Genomic DNA, 20,813 nt, shown 5'->3' with positions numbered 1-20,813 from the left:
TTCTTTCAATTGGATAGAAGCATGAAAACAGCACAAGAAGTACGCGCAGGTCAGGTTGTAATGATTAACGGCTCTCCTTGGGTGGTTCAGAAGTCTGAGTTCAGCCGTTCAGGTCGTAACGCAGCCGTTGTTAAAATGAAAATGAAAAACCTGCTAAACGGCGTACAAACTGAATCAGCTTTCAAAGCTGAAGATAAAATGGAAGACATCGTTCTGGATCAGAAAGAAGTAACCTATTCTTATCAAGCTGATCCAATGTATGTGTTCATGGACAGCGATTATGAGCAGTATGAGTTGGAAAAAGACGATCTGGGCGATCTGATGATGTACATCGAAGATGGCATGGCAGACGTTTGCAACGCTGTTTTCTACAACGGAAAAGTTATTTCTATCACACCTCCAAACTCAATTGAGCGTGAAATTGCTTACACTGAGCCTGCGGTTCGTGGTGATACTTCAGGTAAAGTGATGAAAGTGGGTCGCCTGCCTAACGGTACAGAGATCCAGATTCCTGCTTTCGTAGAGATCGGTGACAAGATTGTTATTGATACTCGTACTCACGAGTACAAATCTCGCGCTAAGTAAGACTCAGGTTATGAGCGTTATGCACTTTTAGCTAAGTGCATAACGAGCCCAAATACCCTCACAAAAAACTCTATGAGGGTATTTTTTTGCCTGAAAACTAAGGTCGAGTTAAGCGCAATGCAAACTGACTGTTTTTATGCCACTTTTGCACAAGCCCATATCTAAAGGTTAATGCGTAATAAAACGCTTGATCATCTTTAGCCTCAGTGCTACTCCAGAACTGACTTGCCGGCGTATTAGTAAAGCTCTCTTGCGCAATAGTGGGTACATTACTCACTTTTTCACATGATAACTCTGTCACCACACTCTGGCATTGTACTAGCGTATTTAACTCTTCAATTGAAGGTAAACGCCAGTTGCTGAAGCCAAAAACCTGCTGCTGATTAGACAACTGCACAACCTGTTGAGCCGAATCCAAGTCGAATTGCAAAGCAGTACCTTGACAGTACCCTTTTGCCCAAACTTGACCTATGGCGCAGGCCATCCAAGTCTGCCCAGTTTTTAGATCTTTAATCCAGCCATCAGAGTTTACCTGAAATCGCTCACTAGGCTTTGCTGATACCTTAGAAGCCTTAATGCCCAGGGGATAGTCTGCGCCAGCGTTCTCAGAAATGGAAAGATTACTCCTTTCAAGCTGAGTATATGACTTAGGCACATCGGGCATAGCCCCTCCCGCATACGCGGGAGTTTCTACTATCGGTTGCTCTGGCGCATCAGTTTGTTGCTGAACAGGAGCATTCATACATGCAGACAAAGCAAAAGCTAAACCTACTGATATTCCTATCTGATACCTCACCACTGCACCTCTCTAAAACCTTTAGCTTCAACGCTTTGAATTTGGATTGACTCTGGTGCAACTGAAAGTTCATTGGCTGGTATGCGAATTACTGCCGAGTCAGCTCCATCAGTAATGATTACTTTGTGCCCACTGCTCAACATAACCTTAGTTGTACCCATCGCAATTGCAGAGTAATGCACTGCAAGCAATAGTTCATCTGCAACAGGGGTTACCTGCAAAGTTGCTTTCACAGGCAGCGGAGGTTGTATTACCTCAGTAATAACAGGTTCATCTAACCCTCCATTACGTATAGCCAAGCGTTCAAAGTTCCCCCCTGTCACTCGCCCAATGCTGAGTTTTTGTTGCAGATCTTTTTGGTACGGCGTTGGGGCAGGAGCCGTTATATCAAGTACGGCTTCTAGCGCTCCAGCAGGTATTACCATTTTTTGGCCATTACTTAAAATTAAGCCTACGCCTTGCTGAGGAGGATTAGAAACTGTTGCAACATAGCGAATATTTTCTCCAGCTTTCACTTGTGCAGGTGCTTGTAACATTACCCAAGTTGGATCTGAAGTATCTTGTAGCGTAATAGATTGTTTGGCTTGCTGATAGTTAACCTGCTCAAAGTTACCACCTGTAAAAGCAGCTACTTTTAGCTCAATCTGCTGACTATTCAGGTATGGGTCATCATCACGTAGTTTAATCTCTGCCGTTGCAGCTCGATCTCCCTCAGCAAAGGTAATCTCATCACCTGTGTTAAGTGCAACCGTTGCTGCACTTGCTGTTGGATGAGATAACAATACAGTGACCTTTACCGTGTCTGAGTTTTCATAACTGCTTTGTGCATGCAAGCTTAATAATACCTCTGATGCTTGATCAACCACTTGCGTTGAGACTGGCGATGCAGGAGTTGCGTTTGTTAGCGTAATACGCTCAAAGTCACCACCTTCAGCAGCGATAACATGCGTGGATATAACCTGAGCATCTTTATAAACGGTATCAATAGGCGCTGGATACTCAACTGTTGCGGTTTGCTCGCCTTTAGCAAAGTTCAGCTCGGCCCCGTTACTCAGAACAGCTTTAAACATTGAACGTGGAGGCTCACTAAGCTGCCCCTCATACATGATCACACCACCCTCTGCAACACGATCATCCGCGTTAATGGTTAGATAGGTCGATTGATAGGTTTCATAAACTGAAACGTCAACCTTGGCTCTATTAAAGTCAACTTGTTCAAAACCACCGCCTTTTATTGATGAAACACTACGTTGAAGCGTTTGTTTGGTTATATAGGGATCGTTATCACGAATAGGCACTCTTACTTGACCGCTTCTATCACCTGCTGCAATAGTAATGCTTTCACCGTTGTCTAGCGTAATTTGCATTGGTGTAAGCGTAGGCTCACTTAACTGCGCATCAAGTACGAGAAAGCCTTTATCTTCCGCAACGTTCAATGCACTAAGCTCTAACCAAGTCACTTCATTGCGGTCAATCACTTGAGTGATAACAGGCTGATCACTGCGACCCTCCTCTAGTTGGACTCGTTCGAAATTACCTCCAGTATAGCCCTCAATAACAACAGAGAGAGTTCGTGTGAGCTGATAGGGGTCATCAGGTAAAGAGTCTGCAACTACAAGGCCTTTTGTTTGCCCAGCTTCTATTACAATACGAGAGCCTTGACTCAGTTGAACAACCATTGGTGTTTTAGCAGGATTACTAACCTCTGCGGTATAAGTAACACGTCCACCTTCCTCAACTGAAGGTGCTGCGGTTAACTTAAGTACTGTTGTATCGGTGGTATCTCGTACCCACGAAGCAGTTTCTGCACGGCTGAAATCAACCTGTTCAAAATGACCTCCACTAAAGCCTTGAATACTCCAATGATGCTGAGCTTCGCTCAGATAAACATCATCAGGTTGTATAGGCAGCTTCAGCTCAGCTTGCTTTTGGCCCGCAGCAATATTAATTGTCTCACCAGTACTCAAAATAGCCTTCGCATCAGTTTGTGCGGGATAATCCATCTCTAGGTTTAATACAACCCCATTATCACCCTCGAAAAGATCACGGCTTGAGAGGCGAATATTGTTTAAGTCGAGGCTATCTTGCACTTGTATACGGATAGGCTGCTCTTCAGAACCTTGGGCAATTTCTAGGTTTTCGAAATTACCTCCAGAGGTGGAAACAATAGTCCTGTGTAAAGTATGGGCTGATAAATACACATCATTCTTCGGTGCATCTACTTGTAAGCTACCAACTTGCTGACCCGCGAGAATCGTTAATATTTCTCCACTATTCAACGTCACCTGCATATCAGTTTGCACAGGATGGTCGCTGCGCACTTGATAATTAATCTGAGCACCTTCTGTAGTGTTTTGATCCGCAGAAAGCATCAATGTTGTGGTGTCAATAACATCAAGAATACGGGCAGTTGCGATCTCTTTACTAAGATCAACTTCCTCAAAATTCCCCCCTTCGAGCTGTACAATCTTGCGAGAAATATCAGTTGTGGTGACATAAACATCAGGATCTGGCTTTGTAACGGTGATAAACCCAGAGGATTCACCTGCTTTAATCAGCACTACTTCGCCACCATCTAGCGTCACTCTAGTATCCGTTTGTGCAGGATTCGACAACAAGGCAGTGAAGACAAGGTTTTGATCGTTTTCAGTAACGTCTGAAGTGACTAATTGAACTGATGTTTGATCGATTTTATCCGCTACAGAAATTTTTAACGGGCGATCCAATGCCCCCTCTGTAACTCGAAGTAACTCAAAGTTACCTCCAGAAACATTCGCCACATTAACACTAAGTTGTGTAGCACTAATATATGGATCATTTACGGGAACTTGGAAGTTTAACTGCCCCACAGTCTCGCCTGCTGGAACAGTTAAACTACCACCGTTATTAAGCGTTAGTAAAAGATCTGTACGAGGTGGGTGACTCGTTTTTGCTGTAAAAGTAACCGTATCACCTTCTGTCGCATGATTAGCTACACTCACTGCGACCGTGACTTCGTCAGTATAATCGCTTACATGTGCACTAGTACCTACCTGCTGGTAGTTTAGGCTTTCAAAGCCACCACCTATCACATCGACAATAGTTCGACGTAAAGTATAAGGGTTTGTATAAACATCATTGTCTGCAATTTTAATATCAACAAAGCCTTCACTGGCTCCCGCTGGAATTACAATCTCCTCATTAAGATCTAAAATCAGTCGTGTTTCCGTTAATGCAGGTGCTTGAAGTGTTGCGGTAAAACGCAACTGACCAGCAGTCTCATCTATGCTTTCTGCTGTTAATGTCACATTTTGGGTATTAATAGTGTCTTTGATATGCGTAGTAGCGACTAGACTTTGTCCAGAGTCTGCGCCTACTAGGTTTTCATAACCACCACCGTCCATTGATATGACGGCAACTCGCAAAGTTTTTGAGTTAATATAAGGGTTGTCTTCTGGTGCTGAAATTTGTGCGTTAACTTCTGTTTGACCTGCCGGCACAGTCATTTCTAAGCCGTTGCTCAGTTTTAAATGTAAATCTGTACGAGGCGCATGAGACAGTTTCGCGGTATAGTTAATCACCCCGCCTTCATCAACACTTTCGTCTGCTAGCAACGATAGATAAGTCTTATCCTCAGTGTCTAAAACACTAAATGTCGCTTTGGCTTTAGAGAAATCCACTTCTTCAAAGTTACCACCCTCAACGGAGGTTACCACTCGGGTTAGCTTTGTTTGACTGGTATAAACATCATTCTCTGGTACTGCTAAACGAATTTGTCCCAAGGTTTGTCCTTGGTCAATTTGAATCACTTCACCCTGATCTAGAGTTATTTTCACTGGTGTCTGTGCAGGCTCTGACAACTGGGCAGAAACCAATGCGCCAATGGAGCCTTCGGAAACATCTTGGGCCGACAAAGTCAGTGTGGTGACCTGTAATTGATCTTTTACTTTCACCTGTAGCGCTGTTGATGCAAAACCATTCAACACAACAGGATGATAATCTACTGGCGTAGCAAGAAGCTGCTCAACATAATAAGACTGCACTTGTGCTGTTTTATATTTATCATCAGCTGGAGTGATAATAGCCGTCTTGGCTTGCTTCTGCCCTATCGGCCAGCTAAGTAGACTATTTTCTTGTAAGCGAAAGGTAAGCGCCTGAGCTAAGCCTTCAAGGATATGACCTTGTAGCTGCCCCTGCTGACCTTCTGCAACCTCTTCTGGAGACGTGATTGAGACTGGAAATAGGTACGCTGGTTGAATACCTGCCACTTCAGCATTTGCATCACTTAAAACGCTGGCTTGAGATTGAAGCTCTGGAATGGTGAACAACGCTGAGTTTTGGATACGCACCGTTTTTTGCAGTGCCGCGAAATCAGTTAACGTAACATCATAGCGTAAAGTTCTTGTTTCTCCTGCTCTTAGCCTAGGAATAGAAACTTGAATAGAACCATCGGCTTGCTGCAAGGCTGCATCATCATCTTCCGCATCAGTCAGTGGTTGCCAATCTAAGCTAGATGAATTCGCGTTATATTTTGTGCCTTCTGGAATATTCAAACGAACTTTGACTTGTTCATATGCTTGAATACCTTTATTAGCAACCTCTGTCACTAAGGTAACTTTATCATTAGGCTTTAAGAAGTCTGGGTACTCAACTCTCATATTTAAAGATAAGTCAGTATCAAAGTCCGTCATAAAACTTACAGCTGTCGGCTGATACCAATCTTTGTTTGTTGAAAATGATAGCACAGCAGAAGTGTCACCATTTTTTAATCGCCCTGTTAAATCAACCTGAGCAATATCAAAACCCATCAAATTGGTGTAATTCGGTGTACGCTGTGTAAAAGGCTTACCATAGCGGCTAAAGCGAGAGTTAAAAAAGTTATCCTCGGGCTTTACTGCATCAGATAGTGGCTCACCATTAAAGAGAAATTGATCTCCTTCATGAGCAGTATCACCTTCATAGGCCACCACCCCCATAGAGGCATTAAATGCGCCAAATCTAGGTGCGACAAAACCTTCTACTTTAATATCAACCTGCTCAGGAATTGAGGCATAGCCATCAAACAAAGTGATATTACGGAAAGGGAATAAATCATTCCGTTCAATCACCACTAACGACCAACCACCAAAGCGATCTTCACCTGTTTGTGCTCCAATATTAGCAAGCGTATAAAAGCCTCTTCCACCTTTTCGTACCAATTCGGTAACATCGGCAAACGCTGCGTAATAATTGGTATTATTAGGCGTAGCAACCCAGTTCGCTTGTACTACTTCATAACCATTATTAGGTGCTTTTAGCCAAGCTTCTCTACCATATTTATCAACATCTGATAAGCGGCCACCCCAGTATAGCGCCGCATAAACAACCTCAGAATTAGACTGAATATCTAACAAAGCTTGGCTAGATTTATTGGTTTTCGCATCATCATCAATATCAATGTACTGCATATCAACGCGATCATTATTGATATTTTCACTTGGCGCTTTCTTCCCATCGGACTTCGGAGCCATAAGGCTATTGCCCGTGAAAACAATATTACCATTAAGATTATCTTGAAAACGAACTTCGAAAGGACGTTGAACTTCTGCATAAGCATAAGTTGTAATCGAGCTGCTCAATACAGCCAGAGCTAACGCCAAGTTTTTTCTTTTGATTTTCTGCATAGTTATTCTGTCTCGTTGCTAATTCAGACTACAGATGGAATAAGACACTGTATAAATAAATTATCGAGACATTACAATACGTAACAGTCAACGAATATACTTTTTATATGGAATTTATGTGTGATTACAGAAATCGGATAATCAAAAAATATACTCAATAATATATTTGGTATCGTATAGAATGGGCGCCACACGCCGTCTTATTCATTTGGCGGCATGTGGCTTCTGCCTTTAAGCGTTTGTTTAAACCACCCTCATACTTGGATGGGCTTTATAAGGCACTTTAAAAAGCATCGCATAAAACACAGGCACTGCGATCAAGGTTAAGATGGTGGCAAAACCTAATCCAAATGAGATCACCACCGCCATGCCCTCAAAGAAAGCATCAAACAACAGAGGTACCATTCCTAAAATGGTGGTAATGGCGGCCATACACACAGGGCGTACTCGACTTACCGCTGAGTGATAAACAGCTTCGTAAGGCTCTACTCCTTGTGCCAATTCGTAGTTGATCTGATCCAACAATACGATGCCATTTTTCACAATCATGCCAGAAAGGCTGAGAAAACCTAGCAGCGCCATAAAACCAAAGGCTGAGTCCATCAGTAATAGCCCTGATGACACACCAATCAGTGCCAATGGCACGCAAAGCCAAATCACGATTGAAGCTTTGAATGAGCTGAACAGTAAAACGGTGATGATGAACATAAACAGATAGCCCATCGGCAGTGAGCTGAAAATGTTTTGTTGGGCATCACGGGCACTTTCAAACTCGCCCCCCCACTCCATTTCATAACCGCGTGGTAGTTCAATTGCTTCAATTTTTGGACGAATACGTTGAAACACTGCGTTTGCTGTTTCATTCCCCATAATTAGCGGGTCACCCATTACGGTGATTGAGCGCTTACGATTACGACGCTCAATAATAGGATCTTCCCAAACCACTTCAAAGCCTGAAACCAAGCTACTTAGCGGCACATAGCTTTTCGTTGCCTGACTGTAAACCTGCAGGTCACGTACTTGCTCAATGGCCAAACGTTCACTTTCAGGGGGCTGCATGATAATTGGAATCTGTTTTGCGCCATCACGATAAATACCCACCTGTGTCCCCGAGAAGTTCATTTGTAGAACTCGATCAACCTCTTTTTTGGTGATACCCAAGCGGCGTGCGTGAGCCTCGTTAAACTCTGGCCGCAGCACTTTGACCCGTTGACGCCAGTTATCTTTGATGCCTTCAATGCCGCCATCCGCTGCAAAAACAGCTTTAGCTTGCGCGGATAGGTTGCGTAGCACATCTGGATCTGGGCCAATAAATCGAGCTTCAAGCTTAGAGCCTGTTGAGGGGCCTAACATTAAACGCTCCAACTTGAACTCTAAGTCGGCATGGTTGAGCGCGAGATATTCGTGAGTTTTCTTAATGAGTTCTGGAATATCCTCACCATTGTGAACACGCACAACCAGTTGGCTATAACTGCTATTAGGCTGTGTAGCGCTATAGGTCAGCATAAAGCGCAGCATTCCCTGCCCTGCTGTGCCTGCAACATAAAGTACACGTTCATCTTGTTGAATAAACTGCTGCACTTCTTGCATTTTTTGCTGAATATTGTCGATGTGACTGCCTTCTGGCATCTGCAAGGTTACAAAAAATAAAGGCGTTGTTGAGGGTGGAAAAAATGCCTGCTTAACATATTTAAACGCATAACCTGAGCCTAACAGCGCAACGACCAACAAAGTGACTGTAGCCCAGCGATAATGCAACGCCCGCGATAACAACCACTTGTAACCTGTGAATAGAAAGCCTTTGTAGGGGTCTTCTATTTCATGCTCTGCTTTGATCTCCTCCTTAAAAAACAGGTCGCAGAAGAATGGCGTTAAACTGATGGCTGTAAACCAACTGAGCAATAGCGAAATCAGTAGCACCTGAAACAGTGAACCAACAAACTCACCCACCGCATCAGGTGATAACCCGATAGGTGCAAAGGCCACAACGGCAATAATGGTTGCACCTAGTAGCGGCCATTTTGTTTGTTTAACCACATCTTCAGCAGATTGTAGCTTGCTGTAGCCTCGCTTCAAGCCAATTAACACCCCTTCTGTTACAACAATGGCATTATCAACCAACATTCCAAGCGCAATGATCAAGCCACCTAACGAGATCCTTTGTAAATTGATGCCCAGATACTGCATCACAATAAAGGTGCCCAAAATAGTGAGCAGAAGAATTAAGCCGATCAATACACCTGAGCGCACCCCCATAAATACCAGCAAAACCACAATAACAATGGCAACGGCTTCAAATAGGTTTAACAAGAATGAAGAGACTGATTTATCAACTTCTAGGGATTGGAAGTAAATGCTATTCAGCTCTATACCAACAGGTTGCTGATACTTTAAGTCTTCAAGGCGCTGTTCTAGCTTTTTACCGACATCAACAACATTGACCCCAGAGGCAAAAGAAACGCCAAGCAAGAGAGAGGCATGACCGTTAAATTCTACACGATGGGTAGAGGGTGCTTTATAGCCTGAGCGTACCTCTGCAACATCACCCAGATAAACGGTTTTACCTGTAGGGCTGGGCAGCAATAGATTTTCTAACTCGCTAATACTTTGAAACTCACCCGTCGGGTGAATGCGAATATACTCAGAGCCTACTTTCATGCGCCCTGCATTCGAGACGGTATTTTGTGAACTTAAAAGATTATCTAACTGGCCTGTAGTAATACCGAGCGCAGCCAGCTTGGCTCGTGAAATTTCAATAAAAATTTGCTCTTGCTGTTCGCCTGCAATCGCCACTTTGCTAACACCTGGCACAAGTACCAATTCACGACGCAGATAATCAACGTACGCTTTTAGATCACTGTCGCGATAACCTTCGCCTGATATGGCCAATAGCACGCCATAAACATCGCCAAAGTCATCTACAACCATTGGTGAGGAGCTGCCTTTAGGTAGGCTGGGTGCAAGGTCACGCATTTTTTTGCGTAGCTCGTCCCAAATTTGATGTAGCTCTTTACCGCGATAGCGATCCTTCACTTTTAACTGAACTTTTGAATAGCCAGCTTTGGTGGTTGAGGTGATTTTATCTACGTAAGGCAGGTTTTGGATTGCCTGTTCAATAGGGTATGTCACCTCTTCTTCAACCTGCTCAGGGGTTGCGCCAGGATAATAAGTGACAACTAAAGCCTCTTTGATGGTGAACTCAGGGTCCTCAAGTTGCCCAAGTTTACTGAATGCCACAATACCGCCGATCAGCAGAATCAAAGTCACCATCCAGCTGGAAACTTTTTTCTCGATGAAATACTTTGCAATGCTCACTTATAGGCCTCGCTCTTTTACCCAAGGACGTACTTCCATGTCCTCATGAATGGCGTGTACCCCTGCCACCACAATTTGCTCGCCCGCAGACAAGCCTGACGACACTTCAATTTGGCTGCCCTGCAAATCACCCACACTGACTTCTCGTTTATTAAGCTTGTGAGTTTCAGCGTTATAAACCCAAACAAATCGAGCTTTATCACTGATTGGTTTTGATTCATCAGCAAAAACGGCTTCGACAGGTACTAACCAAAAGCTTGGGTCATCCAATAGTTCGTTCACATTCACCACAACCTCTGCGGTCATTCCGGGTAATAGTGTGACGGTTTTAGGATCTGGACGAGGCATGGTTAGGGTAACGTCGTAGCCTTTGGTGCTAGGATCAGGGTTTGTACTATGTTCTTTATATGCGGCAGAGAATCTAAGCCCCGGTAAGCTGTCAATCAGAACTGTAGGCTGATAACCCGTTCTATTACGCTGAATACGAGACACCAAGTCTTCTGGGATTTGAAAGCGCACATCGATTTGTTCAGCACTTTCGAGCTTTACAATCGGAGCAGTGGCGTTGACGAACTCAAAGTTATCAGCATAAACCTTGGCAATCACGCCATCAAAAGGTGCTTTGATCATGCTGTAAGTCAGTTGATTTTTGGCTTGCTGGAGTGCCGTCTCAGCTTGTTTGAGCGCAGTTTCTACCTCGTCTAACTGCGCTTGTGTGGCCGCTTTTTGTTTCACCATCAAACTGATGCGATCAAACTTCAGCTTAGACAGATCATAAGCCGTTTGACGCTGGCTCACATTAAGTTTGAAGTCTTCGTCATCAAGCGCTGCTAGCAGACTCCCTTTTTTAACGGTAACCCCTTGGGATACAGGTAACTTTTCTAGCTGACCCGACACTCTAAAGGCTAAATCTGTTTCCTCGCTGGCCACAAACTCAGCTGGGAAATAGCGTACTGATACACTTTGGTGTCCGATAGTGCCAAGTTTTACAGGACGGATAACTTCCGCTTGCACAGTCTCCATCGGCTCTTTCTGACAACCTGTCAGAAGCGCAGTTGAAGCTAACGCGCAAACGATCACAAATACGGGTGAGCGGATGAGCATAGATAAATTCCTTAGAGTGAAGGTTGCATTAAGGCATGATGTATTGACTATCAGCATAGCATTAGATGTCGGTAAGCTCAGGCTGGCAGAGCATGGACTGCGCATCATAGTGATGAGCGTTTAGTAGAGAAAGCGTATTTATTCATCAAAAAGATAGGTTTGATTAATGTAGCACGTCTGAGGTGACGCTGTTTCTTTATGAAGCAAGGTGTTTCACACGACTACGGGGAACAATAATTAACTTAGATGTGACTAAACGGTCATGTTTATGCTGTTTGAAAAAATTACTTAGAGGCATGTTTATCATGAGCTTTTGAAATAACCTCTGTTTTAAATTAATAAAATCCTCAGAAGTGACATTAATTTTTTCTTTTTTCCTTTTTTCCTGTCGTTGACAAGACTCTGTGGGACTGCAATTCTTGTCAAACATTTGTTTGAAATTGGCGCTGATGGCAGAGAATAAAAATAACTTTTGCATCATCGCTTAAACCTTTCTGATCACTTGTGGATCACCAATAACAATAAAAGGTAATACGATGAAAAAGAAAGTTCTTGCCAGTGTTATCGCAGGTACACTAGCACTCACAGGCTGTAAAAGTGATTGGGTTGATAAAGATAATGTAGACCAAACCGCTACGCCAAGTGTGAGTAGCATCCCAGTATCTAGTGTTGCCTTCAACCCCACTACAGGAGAGCTGTCTACGCCGACAGATCTGTTAATAAGCTCAACAACAGGGTTGATTAACATTCCAAAAACAGGGGATATTTATGAATCGCTCAATAGCTTAGACGGCTGGGGTATTGGTTCACCCATCGCGATAGGCGTAACCTTTCCGAGTAAAAAATACGGTGCGGTTAGTTTAGATACAGCTAGCGTTGAAAATGCAAACGCAGTGGTATTATTTGATGCGACTGGTGGAAAACAGCTGACCTATGGTGTGGACTACATTGTAAAAGGTAGTAGCTCGGGTCTGAATATTATTCCTTTAAAAGCCTTTAAACCCGCGAACCAATACTTAATAGGTATTACCGATGCGGTTTCTGATTCATTAGGTCGTAAACTGACCGCTTCAACAATGTATAACCTGCTGTCAAATAGCGCGACAGATGTTACTACATTAACAGCAAACACCACTCAGCAAGCGCAACTTGCAGGTATAAAAGCATTGCTCACTGGCATTAATCCTGTATTAAGTAACTTTAAAGCTGCTGATAGCAATCTGATTTACTCCACGCGTTTTACTACGCAAAGTGTTGAAAAAGTGATGCAGCAAGTGATGGCGCAGATCGTAACTGCGAATCCGTCTGTCAATAACGTTGCAACTGCTCAGCAAGCATTAGGCGCGAAAGGCATTACACTTTCAGATTCAAAACTGAGTAGCTTCTTGACAGGCATAGGACAAGGTGCAGTTGCAGCAAGTGCAACGGTTAATCATGATCCTTTGATCTATTTCGGCAACCTAACGGCTCCTTACTTCTTAGACTTGCCTACCGCAGCCAATTGTGGCGTTGCTCTAGCCACCACAGGCACTTGCGATGCATTGACCAGCCATTGGAAAGCCAGTGATGATGGCGTTCTACGGCCTGCTAATTACAGTCCGAAAAAACAATCCGACCAAAACCTACAAGTGTTTATCTCATTACCGGATGGTACGGCACCCACAGGCGGCTGGCCTGTTGCGTTATATGTACATGGCATCACCTCCTATAAAGAAACGGCGGTTGCCATTGCAGGTAATCTAGCAGCACAAGGCATAGCACTGGTCGCCATTGATCTACCTCTGCATGGTTCTCGTAGTATTGATCTGAATGCCGATGGTGTTTATGAACTGACAACAACCGATAAAAGTAGTGGCGCAGCTTATGCGAATGGTAGCCCGTTAGTATTTGCTAACTTAGGGGCTTTGCGCACGGTACGCGACAATTTACGTCAATCTACCTCTGATCTACTGGCATTACGTGCCGCACTTAATAATGCCGTCACCACTATTGGTGGAGGCAGCACCCTTAGCCTAAACGGCAATACAGTTTCGTTACTAGGCGTATCTTTAGGCTCCATTATTGGTACAACCGTTTTGGGTAGTTCTGACCGTTATGATGCTAATAACGATGGTACACCTGAGATTGATAGCGCCAACCCGTTTGACTTCAACGCAGCGGTACTCACCGTGGGTGGTACTCAAGCAGCGGCTGTTATGGGGTATTCCAACAGCTTTGGCCCTATTGTGAAATCAGCGTTGAAGAAGAGTGATGCCTTTGCAGCTGGGGTTGCCAGCAACTTAGGCTATACGCCAACTGAATTTATAACACTGCGCAGTACTGATCCAACGGCATTTGATAGCCTAGCGAATGTGGCTTATCCCAACTTTGCCGCAGCATTCGTAGCAGGTGCTCAGCAAGTGGTCGATGGTGGTGATGCTTTGGCTTGGGCAGGAAAAATAAACTCAGACACACCTGTATTGGTGACTCAAGTAGTTGGTAATGGTGTTAATTTGGCAGATCAAACCGTGCCGAATAGCACAACTGCTAATGGATTCCCTTTAGGCGGCACTATGGGATTAATCAATGCACTGTCTTTAACCCAAGCTTCGGCATCAACGGCTAGTGCATCAGGATTAAAAGTGTATACCAACTTCTCGGTTGGCAAGCACACATCTCTATTAGATCCTTCTGAAAGTGCTGGCGTTACTCAAGATGCAGCTTCTGCTTTAGCAGCAACAACTGAGATGCAAACCCAAGCAATTTCTTTCATTAAAAGTGCAGGAAAGCAGATCGCCGTCACCAACAGCAATGTTGTGCAATAAGTGCGAGACAAAACTAAGAACAACTCTCTGAACAACAACAATTACGGAGTTTTAATATGATTTTCAAAAAGCAGCTTTTGTCTCAAACGATTCGAACAGCACTTTTAACCACAGTAGGGATGGCATTCAGCCAGACTGTATTCTCGGCAGGCTTTGCATTAAACGATCATAGTGCTACTGCCTCTGGCAATGCTTTGGCTGGCGCGGCAGCAGGCAGTGCTGACATTTCGTATAGTTTCTGGAACCCAGCTTTGCTGAGCAATGCAAAGTCGACTGAGCTGTATATTTCAGGGGCAGTGGTTTTGCCTAAAATGGATGTCACTGTAAACTCTGCCAGCGATCCTGCAGGTAATAGCTTGACGGGTGAACCTTCTAGCAAGGTGGTAGATACTACCGTTGTGCCCTCAATATATTTTGCATATCCGCTTACTGAAAGCACAACCTTAGGCGCCTCGTTTAACGTACCTTTTGGACTGTCAGGTAAATACGGTAAAGATTGGGCTGGACGCTACCATTCATCTGAAACCGCTGTTAAAGACATGGCCGTTTCTTTCTCTGTTGCACAAACATTAGGTTCTATAGCCTCTGTTGGTGCCAGCGTACAAATCCACAAAGGCAGTGTGCTGCTTGCTTCAGCCTTAACCGACTTTGCAGGGGGCAAAAGTGCGGCAGGTGACGGCTATGGCGAACTATACGCTGAAGACATTGCTGTGGCATATTCTATTGGCTTCTTAGTCGAGCCAATAGAAGGTACACGCTTGGGTGTTGGTTATCGTAGTGAGGTGGACTTCACCTTTGAAGGCGATGCTACTTATACCAACGTAAGCCCTACGTTGAAAAACCTAGGGGTAGACGAAGCCTATTTATTTGATCAGATCAACTTTCCATCTGTCTTGACGGTTAGCCTAGAACAGTCAATTGGTGAACGTTATCAAGTCAGTGCAACTGCTATGAAGACAGGCTGGAGCTCACTAGATGAAATGCGTATCGCCTTTGCACCTGGGCCTGACAATATTAAACAGCCTGATTCAGTGCTGACCTTCAAGTTTGAAGATGCTTGGTTCTACTCTGCGGGTTTAACCTACGAAGCCAGTGATAACCTAACCCTAAGAACAGGGGTTGCTGTAGACAACTCACCTGCAAAAGATGAGTACCGTTCAGCACGTACCCCTGATGGTGACCGCAAGTGGGTATCTTTGGGCGGAAGCTACCGTTTCAGCAACGACAGCTCAATCACTATGGCTTATACCCATGTGAAAATTGACGACGTATCGGTTAACCGTACAGGAGCTTTAGCCGAAGACGCGTCTCGTGGGAAGCTAAGCACAGACTACAAACTAAGTGCTGATGTGGTGTCTTTTGCTTATAACATGGCCTTTTAAATCAAAAGGTAATAGATCCAAGCAATTGAATATTATAGAAAAGGGTCGGCAATAGCTGACCCTTTTTATTTTCGTTAGGGGTTAAGCAATAAGCGCCAACGACTGTTGGTAAGCTCGAATATCCCCGATCTGCTCTTGCACCCAGACAGGGTTATAGTAGGTGTCCAGATACCGCTCCCCACTGTCACACATTAGGGTCACAATGGAGCCTTGTTGCTGATTGGCCAGCATCTGTTTAGCCACCTCCAATGCGCCCCAAAGATTAGTACCCGTTGAAGGCCCTGCTCTGCGCCCTGTGAGTTGTGCCAACCAATGAATAGTTGCGATACTGGCAGCATCTGGCACCTTGATCATTCGATCTATCACATCAGGTTGAAATGACGCTTCTACTTTGGGTCGACCAATGCCTTCAATACGGCTGCCGACAGGTAAAGTTAAGGCCGTATCGCCTGAATGATAACTGTCATAAAACACCGAGCGTTCAGGGTCTACAACTACCAGTTCAGTCGAGAAACCCTTGAATCGAATATAGCGTCCCAAGGTGGCGGATGTACCTCCCGTACCCGCGCTCATCACGACCGTATGCGGAATGGCATGAGGTTCCAAGCTCATCTGCTGGAAAATGCTCTCGGCAATATTGTTATTGCCCCGCCAATCCGTTGCACGCTCGGCATAAGTGAATTGGTCCATAAAATAGCCTTTCAACTGCTCTGCCAGTTGCACAGCGGTGTCGTGCATCTGCGTTGCGCTATCAACAAAATGGCACTGCCCGCCATAATGCTGTATCTGTTGGATCTTACTTTTGGCCGTTTGTTTGGGCATTACAGCAATAAAAGGCACACCAATCATGCGCGCAAAATAAGCTTCTGAAACGGCTGTACTACCTGATGAGGCTTCAATAATAGTGGTGTCTCGCTTAATTTTGCCGTTGCACAGCGCATACAAAAATAGTGAGCGTGCCAAGCGGTGCTTTAAACTGCCTGTGGGGTGGGTGCTCTCATCTTTTAAATAGAGGTCGATACCCGGCAACTGAGGCAGCTCTAGCTTAATCAGATGCGTATCAGCAGAGCGCTGATAGTCTGCATTGATCTTATTAATTGCGGTATTGATCCAGTGACGCATAAGCAAACCTTTTGGTCGAAGAGAGATGTGACAGTATTATCATGCTAAAGTCTAATCTGAAGCCATTGGGGGTGATTAGCAATTTAATATTTCTCATCTTGTCCTGAATCTAGCTCATTTGACCTAAACAAACTCTGGCCGTATTGTGCGCCGTTCATTCTGGCAAATCTTTGTAGCAAAGATTTAGTGAGCAGATCAGTGCGCTATCAGCTTATAAGTATCTGATCTCTCAATATTGTTTTACTTTTGCTAGAATAGCCCAACCTTATAATTTCAGCGCTCAAGTGATTGGGCTTTAATTTTGCGACCTTATTCAATTGAGCTTCGCGCTGACCGATACGCACACCGGAGACCTTAACCCAATGAGTCTGGACAATCGTACACAACTGTTAAAACAAGCCATTCAAAACCGAATTCTGATTTTAGATGGCGGTATGGGTACGATGATTCAGGGTTATCGCCTGACTGAGGCTGATTTCCGTGGAGAGCGATTCAAGGATTGGCCCTCTGATATTCAAGGGAATAACGACCTGCTGGTGCTGACGCGTCCCGATGTGATTAAAGCCGTACACATGGCTTATCTGGATGCAGGTGCCGATATTTTAGAGACCAACTCGTTTAACGCCACCCGCTTGTCGCAAGCCGACTATGGCATGGAAGAGATTGTCTATGAGTTGAACGTTGCTGCGGCCAAACTGGCTCGCCAAGCGGCAGATGAGAAAACAGCACAAAATCCAGATAAGCCACGCTTTGTTGCCGGTGTATTAGGCCCAACCAGCCGTACCGCTTCTTTATCACCCGATGTGAATGATCCGGCGTTCCGTAATGTCAGCTTTGACCTGTTGGCAGAGAACTACCGTGAAGCCACCAAAGGCTTAATCGAAGGCGGTGCGGATATTATTCTGATCGAAACCATCTTTGATACCCTAAACGCTAAAGCGGCGATTTTTGCGGTTCAAGAGGTGTTTGAAACCTTAGGTGTCGAACTGCCGATCATGATCTCCGGCACCATTACCGATGCCAGTGGCCGTACCCTTTCGGGTCAAACCACAGAGGCTTTCTGGAACTCTGTACGTCATGCCAAACCGCTGTCTATTGGTTTGAACTGTGCGTTGGGTGCAACCGAGTTGCGCCCTTATTTGGAAGAGCTGTCAAACAAAGCGGATACTTTTGTCTCTGCACACCCCAACGCGGGCTTACCCAATGAATTTGGTGAATATGATCAATCCGGCAAAGAGATGGCTGCGATTGTTGAAGAATTTGCCGCCAGTGGCTTTGTTAACATTATCGGTGGCTGCTGTGGTACAAGCCCTGAACATATCAGCGCCATTGCTGAAGCGGTCGCGAAGTACCCGCCACGTCCAATTCCAGAGATTCCTAAAGCTTGCCGTTTGAGTGGTTTAGAACCCTTCAACATCAGTGCCGACAGTCTGTTTGTCAATGTGGGTGAGCGTACCAACGTCACCGGCTCTGCACGCTTCAAGCGGTTGATTGTGGAGGAGGACTACAACACTGCGCTGGAAATTGCACAGGAGCAGGTTGAAAGCGGTGCGCAGGTGATCGACATCAACATGGATGAAGGCATGTTGGATTCGCAAGCCGCGATGGTCAACTTCCTGAATTTAGTCGCCTCTGAGCCTGAAATCTGCAAAGTACCGATCATGATCGACTCCTCAAAATGGGAGATTATCGAAGCCGGCCTTAAGTGCGTACAGGGTAAACCGATTGTTAACTCAATCTCGATGAAAGAGGGCGAAGACGCCTTCCGTCATCATGCCAAACTTTGTATGCGTTATGGTGCCGCCATTATTGTGATGGCATTTGACGAAGCCGGTCAGGCGGACACTTTTGCGCGCAAAATTGAGATCTGCAAGCGCTCTTACGATATTTTGGTCAACGAAGTGGGCTTCCCTGCGGAAGACATTATTTTTGACCCGAACATTTTTGCGGTCGCAACAGGGATTGAAGAGCATAACAACTATGCCGTTGACTTTATCGAAGCCACACGTTGGATTAAAGACAACCTGCCACACGCCATGATCTCTGGCGGGGTATCAAACGTATCCTTCTCCTTCAGAGGAAACAACCCTGTTCGTGAAGCGATTCACTCGGTTTTCCTCTACTATGCCATCAAAGAAGGCATGACGATGGGGATTGTGAACGCGGGGCAGTTGGCTGTGTATGATGACCTGCCCGCAGAGTTACGTGACCTTGTTGAAGACGTAGTGCTAAACCGCCGTGACGACAGCACTGACCGCCTGTTAGAAGTCGCAGAGCGCTACCGTGGTGATGGTGTTGAGGCCAAAAAAGAAGATTTAGAGTGGCGCTCATGGCCTGTCACCAAACGTATTGAACATGCATTGGTGAAAGGGATTACCAACTTTATTGTAGAAGACACCGAAGCCGCTCGAATTGAAGCTGACCGCCCTATTCAGGTAATCGAAGGGCCGTTGATGGATGGCATGAACGTCGTGGGCGACCTGTTTGGTGCGGGTAAAATGTTCCTGCCGCAGGTGGTGAAATCTGCCCGTGTGATGAAACAAGCGGTGGCACACCTGATCCCCTTTATCGAAGCGGAAAAAAGCGGTGAGATTGAAGCCAAAGGCAAAATTGTTATGGCAACCGTGAAAGGGGATGTACACGACATTGGTAAAAATATTGTCGGTGTGGTGCTGCAATGTAACAACTACGAAGTGGTCGACCTAGGGGTGATGGTACCAGCAGAAAAAATTCTGCAAACCGCCCGTGAAGTAAAAGCCGATATTATTGGCTTGTCAGGCTTAATTACCCCTTCTTTGGATGAGATGGTACATATCGCCAAAGAGATGGAACGCCAAGGATTTGATCTGCCGCTGATGATTGGTGGTGCCACCACCTCTAAAGCCCATACTGCGGTCAAAATTGAACCACAGTATAAACGCGGCCCTGTGATCTATGTGACCGACGCTTCACGTGCGGTAGGTGTTGCCAGCAACCTGTTAAGCGATGAGTTACGAGATGAGTTTGTAGCCGACCGCCGTCGCGAATACGAAGAAACCCGTATCCGTAACGCCAACCGCCGCGCTAAAGCAGATCGTGTCAGCTACCAAGAGGCTTGTGATAATAAGCTGGCACTGGATTGGGAAGGCTTTATGCCCGTGACGCCAACATTCACAGGCGTGCGCGCTTTTGATGATTATCCACTAGAGAAAATAGTGGAACGCATCGACTGGACGCCGTTCTTTATGTCTTGGGATCTGGCCGGCAAATATCCTCGTATCCTACAAGATGAAATTGTGGGTGAAGCCGCCACTAGCTTGTTTGCCGACGCACAAGTGATGCTGAAAAAGATTATCGACGAGAAACTGATCAAAGCCCGCGGCGTGATTGGCTTCTGGCCAGCCAATACCACTGAGCCTGATCTGATCGAAGTTTATGAAGACAGCAGCCGCAGTCAGGTTAAAGCGCAGTTGCATCATATCCGCCAACAGGCTGAGAAACTGGCCGATAAACCCAACCTAAGCTTGGCGGATTACATCGCGCCTAAAGCCAGTGACAAAGTCGACTACATTGGTGGTTTTGCGGTTAACGCAGGTATTGGCGCTGATGAACTGGCCAAACAGTACGAAGACGCGGGTGATGACTACAACTCAATCATGGTGAAAGCCTTGGCGGATCGTTTGGCTGAAGCCTTTGCTGAACACCTACACGAGCGTGTACGTAAAGAGTTCTGGGGTTACGCACCTGATGAAGCGCTTGATAACGATGCGATGATCAAAGAACAGTATCAAGGGATTCGCCCTGCACCGGGCTATCCGGCTTGCCCTGATCACACAGAAAAAGAAACACTGTTTGCCCTATTAAATGCCACAGAAAACAGTGGCCTAGAGCTAACAGAAAGCTTTGCGATGTCGCCTGCTGCTGCCGTTAGCGGCTGGTATTTTGCTCACCCGCAAGCCAAATACTTTGGTACGGGCAAGATTGATCGTGATCAGGTAGAGGTGCTCTCTCAACGGAAAGGCAAATCCTTTGAAGAGATGGAGCGTTGGCTGGCCCCTGTGCTGTCTTACGACCCAGAATAACC

10 protein-coding genes are annotated in these 20,813 nt (G+C 45.3%); 4 read left to right on the top strand and 6 right to left on the bottom strand.

All coding sequences use genetic code 11. The features are described from left to right. Positions 1-21 precede the first annotated feature (21 nt). On the top strand, positions 22-585 hold the full coding sequence (gene efp / locus B5D26_RS06580; protein ID WP_078745005.1) for an elongation factor P: 564 nt from the start codon (positions 22-24) through the stop codon (positions 583-585). A 97-nt stretch (positions 586-682) separates the two neighbouring features. Here efp and B5D26_RS06575 read toward each other — a convergent pair whose 3' ends face one another. The 5 genes from B5D26_RS06575 to B5D26_RS06555 all read right to left on the bottom strand — a co-directional run bounded on the left by B5D26_RS06575 (position 683) and on the right by B5D26_RS06555 (position 11,923). Then, positions 683-1,327 carry an Lcl C-terminal domain-containing protein gene (locus tag B5D26_RS06575; RefSeq protein ID WP_078744942.1) on the bottom strand — a complete coding sequence of 215 codons (645 nt, stop codon included), beginning with the start codon at positions 1,325-1,327 and terminating at the stop codon, positions 683-685. Positions 1,328-1,377: 50 nt separating this feature from the next. After that, positions 1,378-7,023 (bottom strand): immunoglobulin-like domain-containing protein, encoded by a 5,646-nt coding sequence (locus B5D26_RS06570; protein ID WP_078744941.1) that lies wholly within the window; start codon positions 7,021-7,023, stop codon positions 1,378-1,380. Positions 7,024-7,266: 243 nt separating this feature from the next. Next, positions 7,267-10,338 (bottom strand): efflux RND transporter permease subunit, encoded by a 3,072-nt coding sequence (locus B5D26_RS06565; protein ID WP_078744940.1) that lies wholly within the window; start codon positions 10,336-10,338, stop codon positions 7,267-7,269. Beyond that, entirely contained in the window at positions 10,339-11,442 is a 1,104-nt protein-coding gene (locus B5D26_RS06560; protein WP_159445605.1) for an efflux RND transporter periplasmic adaptor subunit, read from the bottom strand. Positions 11,443-11,638: 196 nt separating this feature from the next. Beyond that, positions 11,639-11,923, bottom strand: a complete 285-nt coding sequence (locus B5D26_RS06555; RefSeq protein ID WP_078744938.1) for a hypothetical protein — start codon at positions 11,921-11,923, stop codon at positions 11,639-11,641. 55 nt (positions 11,924-11,978) lie between these two features. Between B5D26_RS06555 and B5D26_RS06550 the strand changes: the two genes are divergently transcribed. Together B5D26_RS06550 and B5D26_RS06545 are read left to right on the top strand one after the other, a co-directional pair. Then, a complete protein-coding gene (locus B5D26_RS06550) occupies positions 11,979-14,246 on the top strand; it encodes a hypothetical protein (protein WP_078744937.1) in 2,268 nt (755 codons plus the stop codon). A gap of 56 nt (positions 14,247-14,302) precedes the next feature. After that, complete coding sequence (locus tag B5D26_RS06545) at positions 14,303-15,628, top strand: OmpP1/FadL family transporter (RefSeq protein ID WP_078744936.1); 1,326 nt, start codon at positions 14,303-14,305, stop codon at positions 15,626-15,628. A gap of 81 nt (positions 15,629-15,709) precedes the next feature. On the opposite strand, the gene B5D26_RS06540 is transcribed toward B5D26_RS06545, so the two are convergent. After that, positions 15,710-16,750 carry a PLP-dependent cysteine synthase family protein gene (locus B5D26_RS06540; protein ID WP_078744935.1) on the bottom strand — a complete coding sequence of 347 codons (1,041 nt, stop codon included), beginning with the start codon at positions 16,748-16,750 and terminating at the stop codon, positions 15,710-15,712. A gap of 362 nt (positions 16,751-17,112) precedes the next feature. On the opposite strand from B5D26_RS06540, the gene metH reads away from it, so the two are divergent. Then, entirely contained in the window at positions 17,113-20,811 is a 3,699-nt protein-coding gene (metH, locus tag B5D26_RS06535; RefSeq protein WP_078744934.1) for a methionine synthase, read from the top strand. The last annotated feature ends 2 nt before the right edge of the window (positions 20,812-20,813 follow it).

It is taken from the genome of Oceanospirillum multiglobuliferum, assembly GCF_900167095.1.
Lineage (GTDB): Bacteria > Pseudomonadota > Gammaproteobacteria > Pseudomonadales > Halomonadaceae > Oceanospirillum > Oceanospirillum multiglobuliferum.
This window is presented reverse-complemented; position numbering and strand designations above follow the sequence as displayed.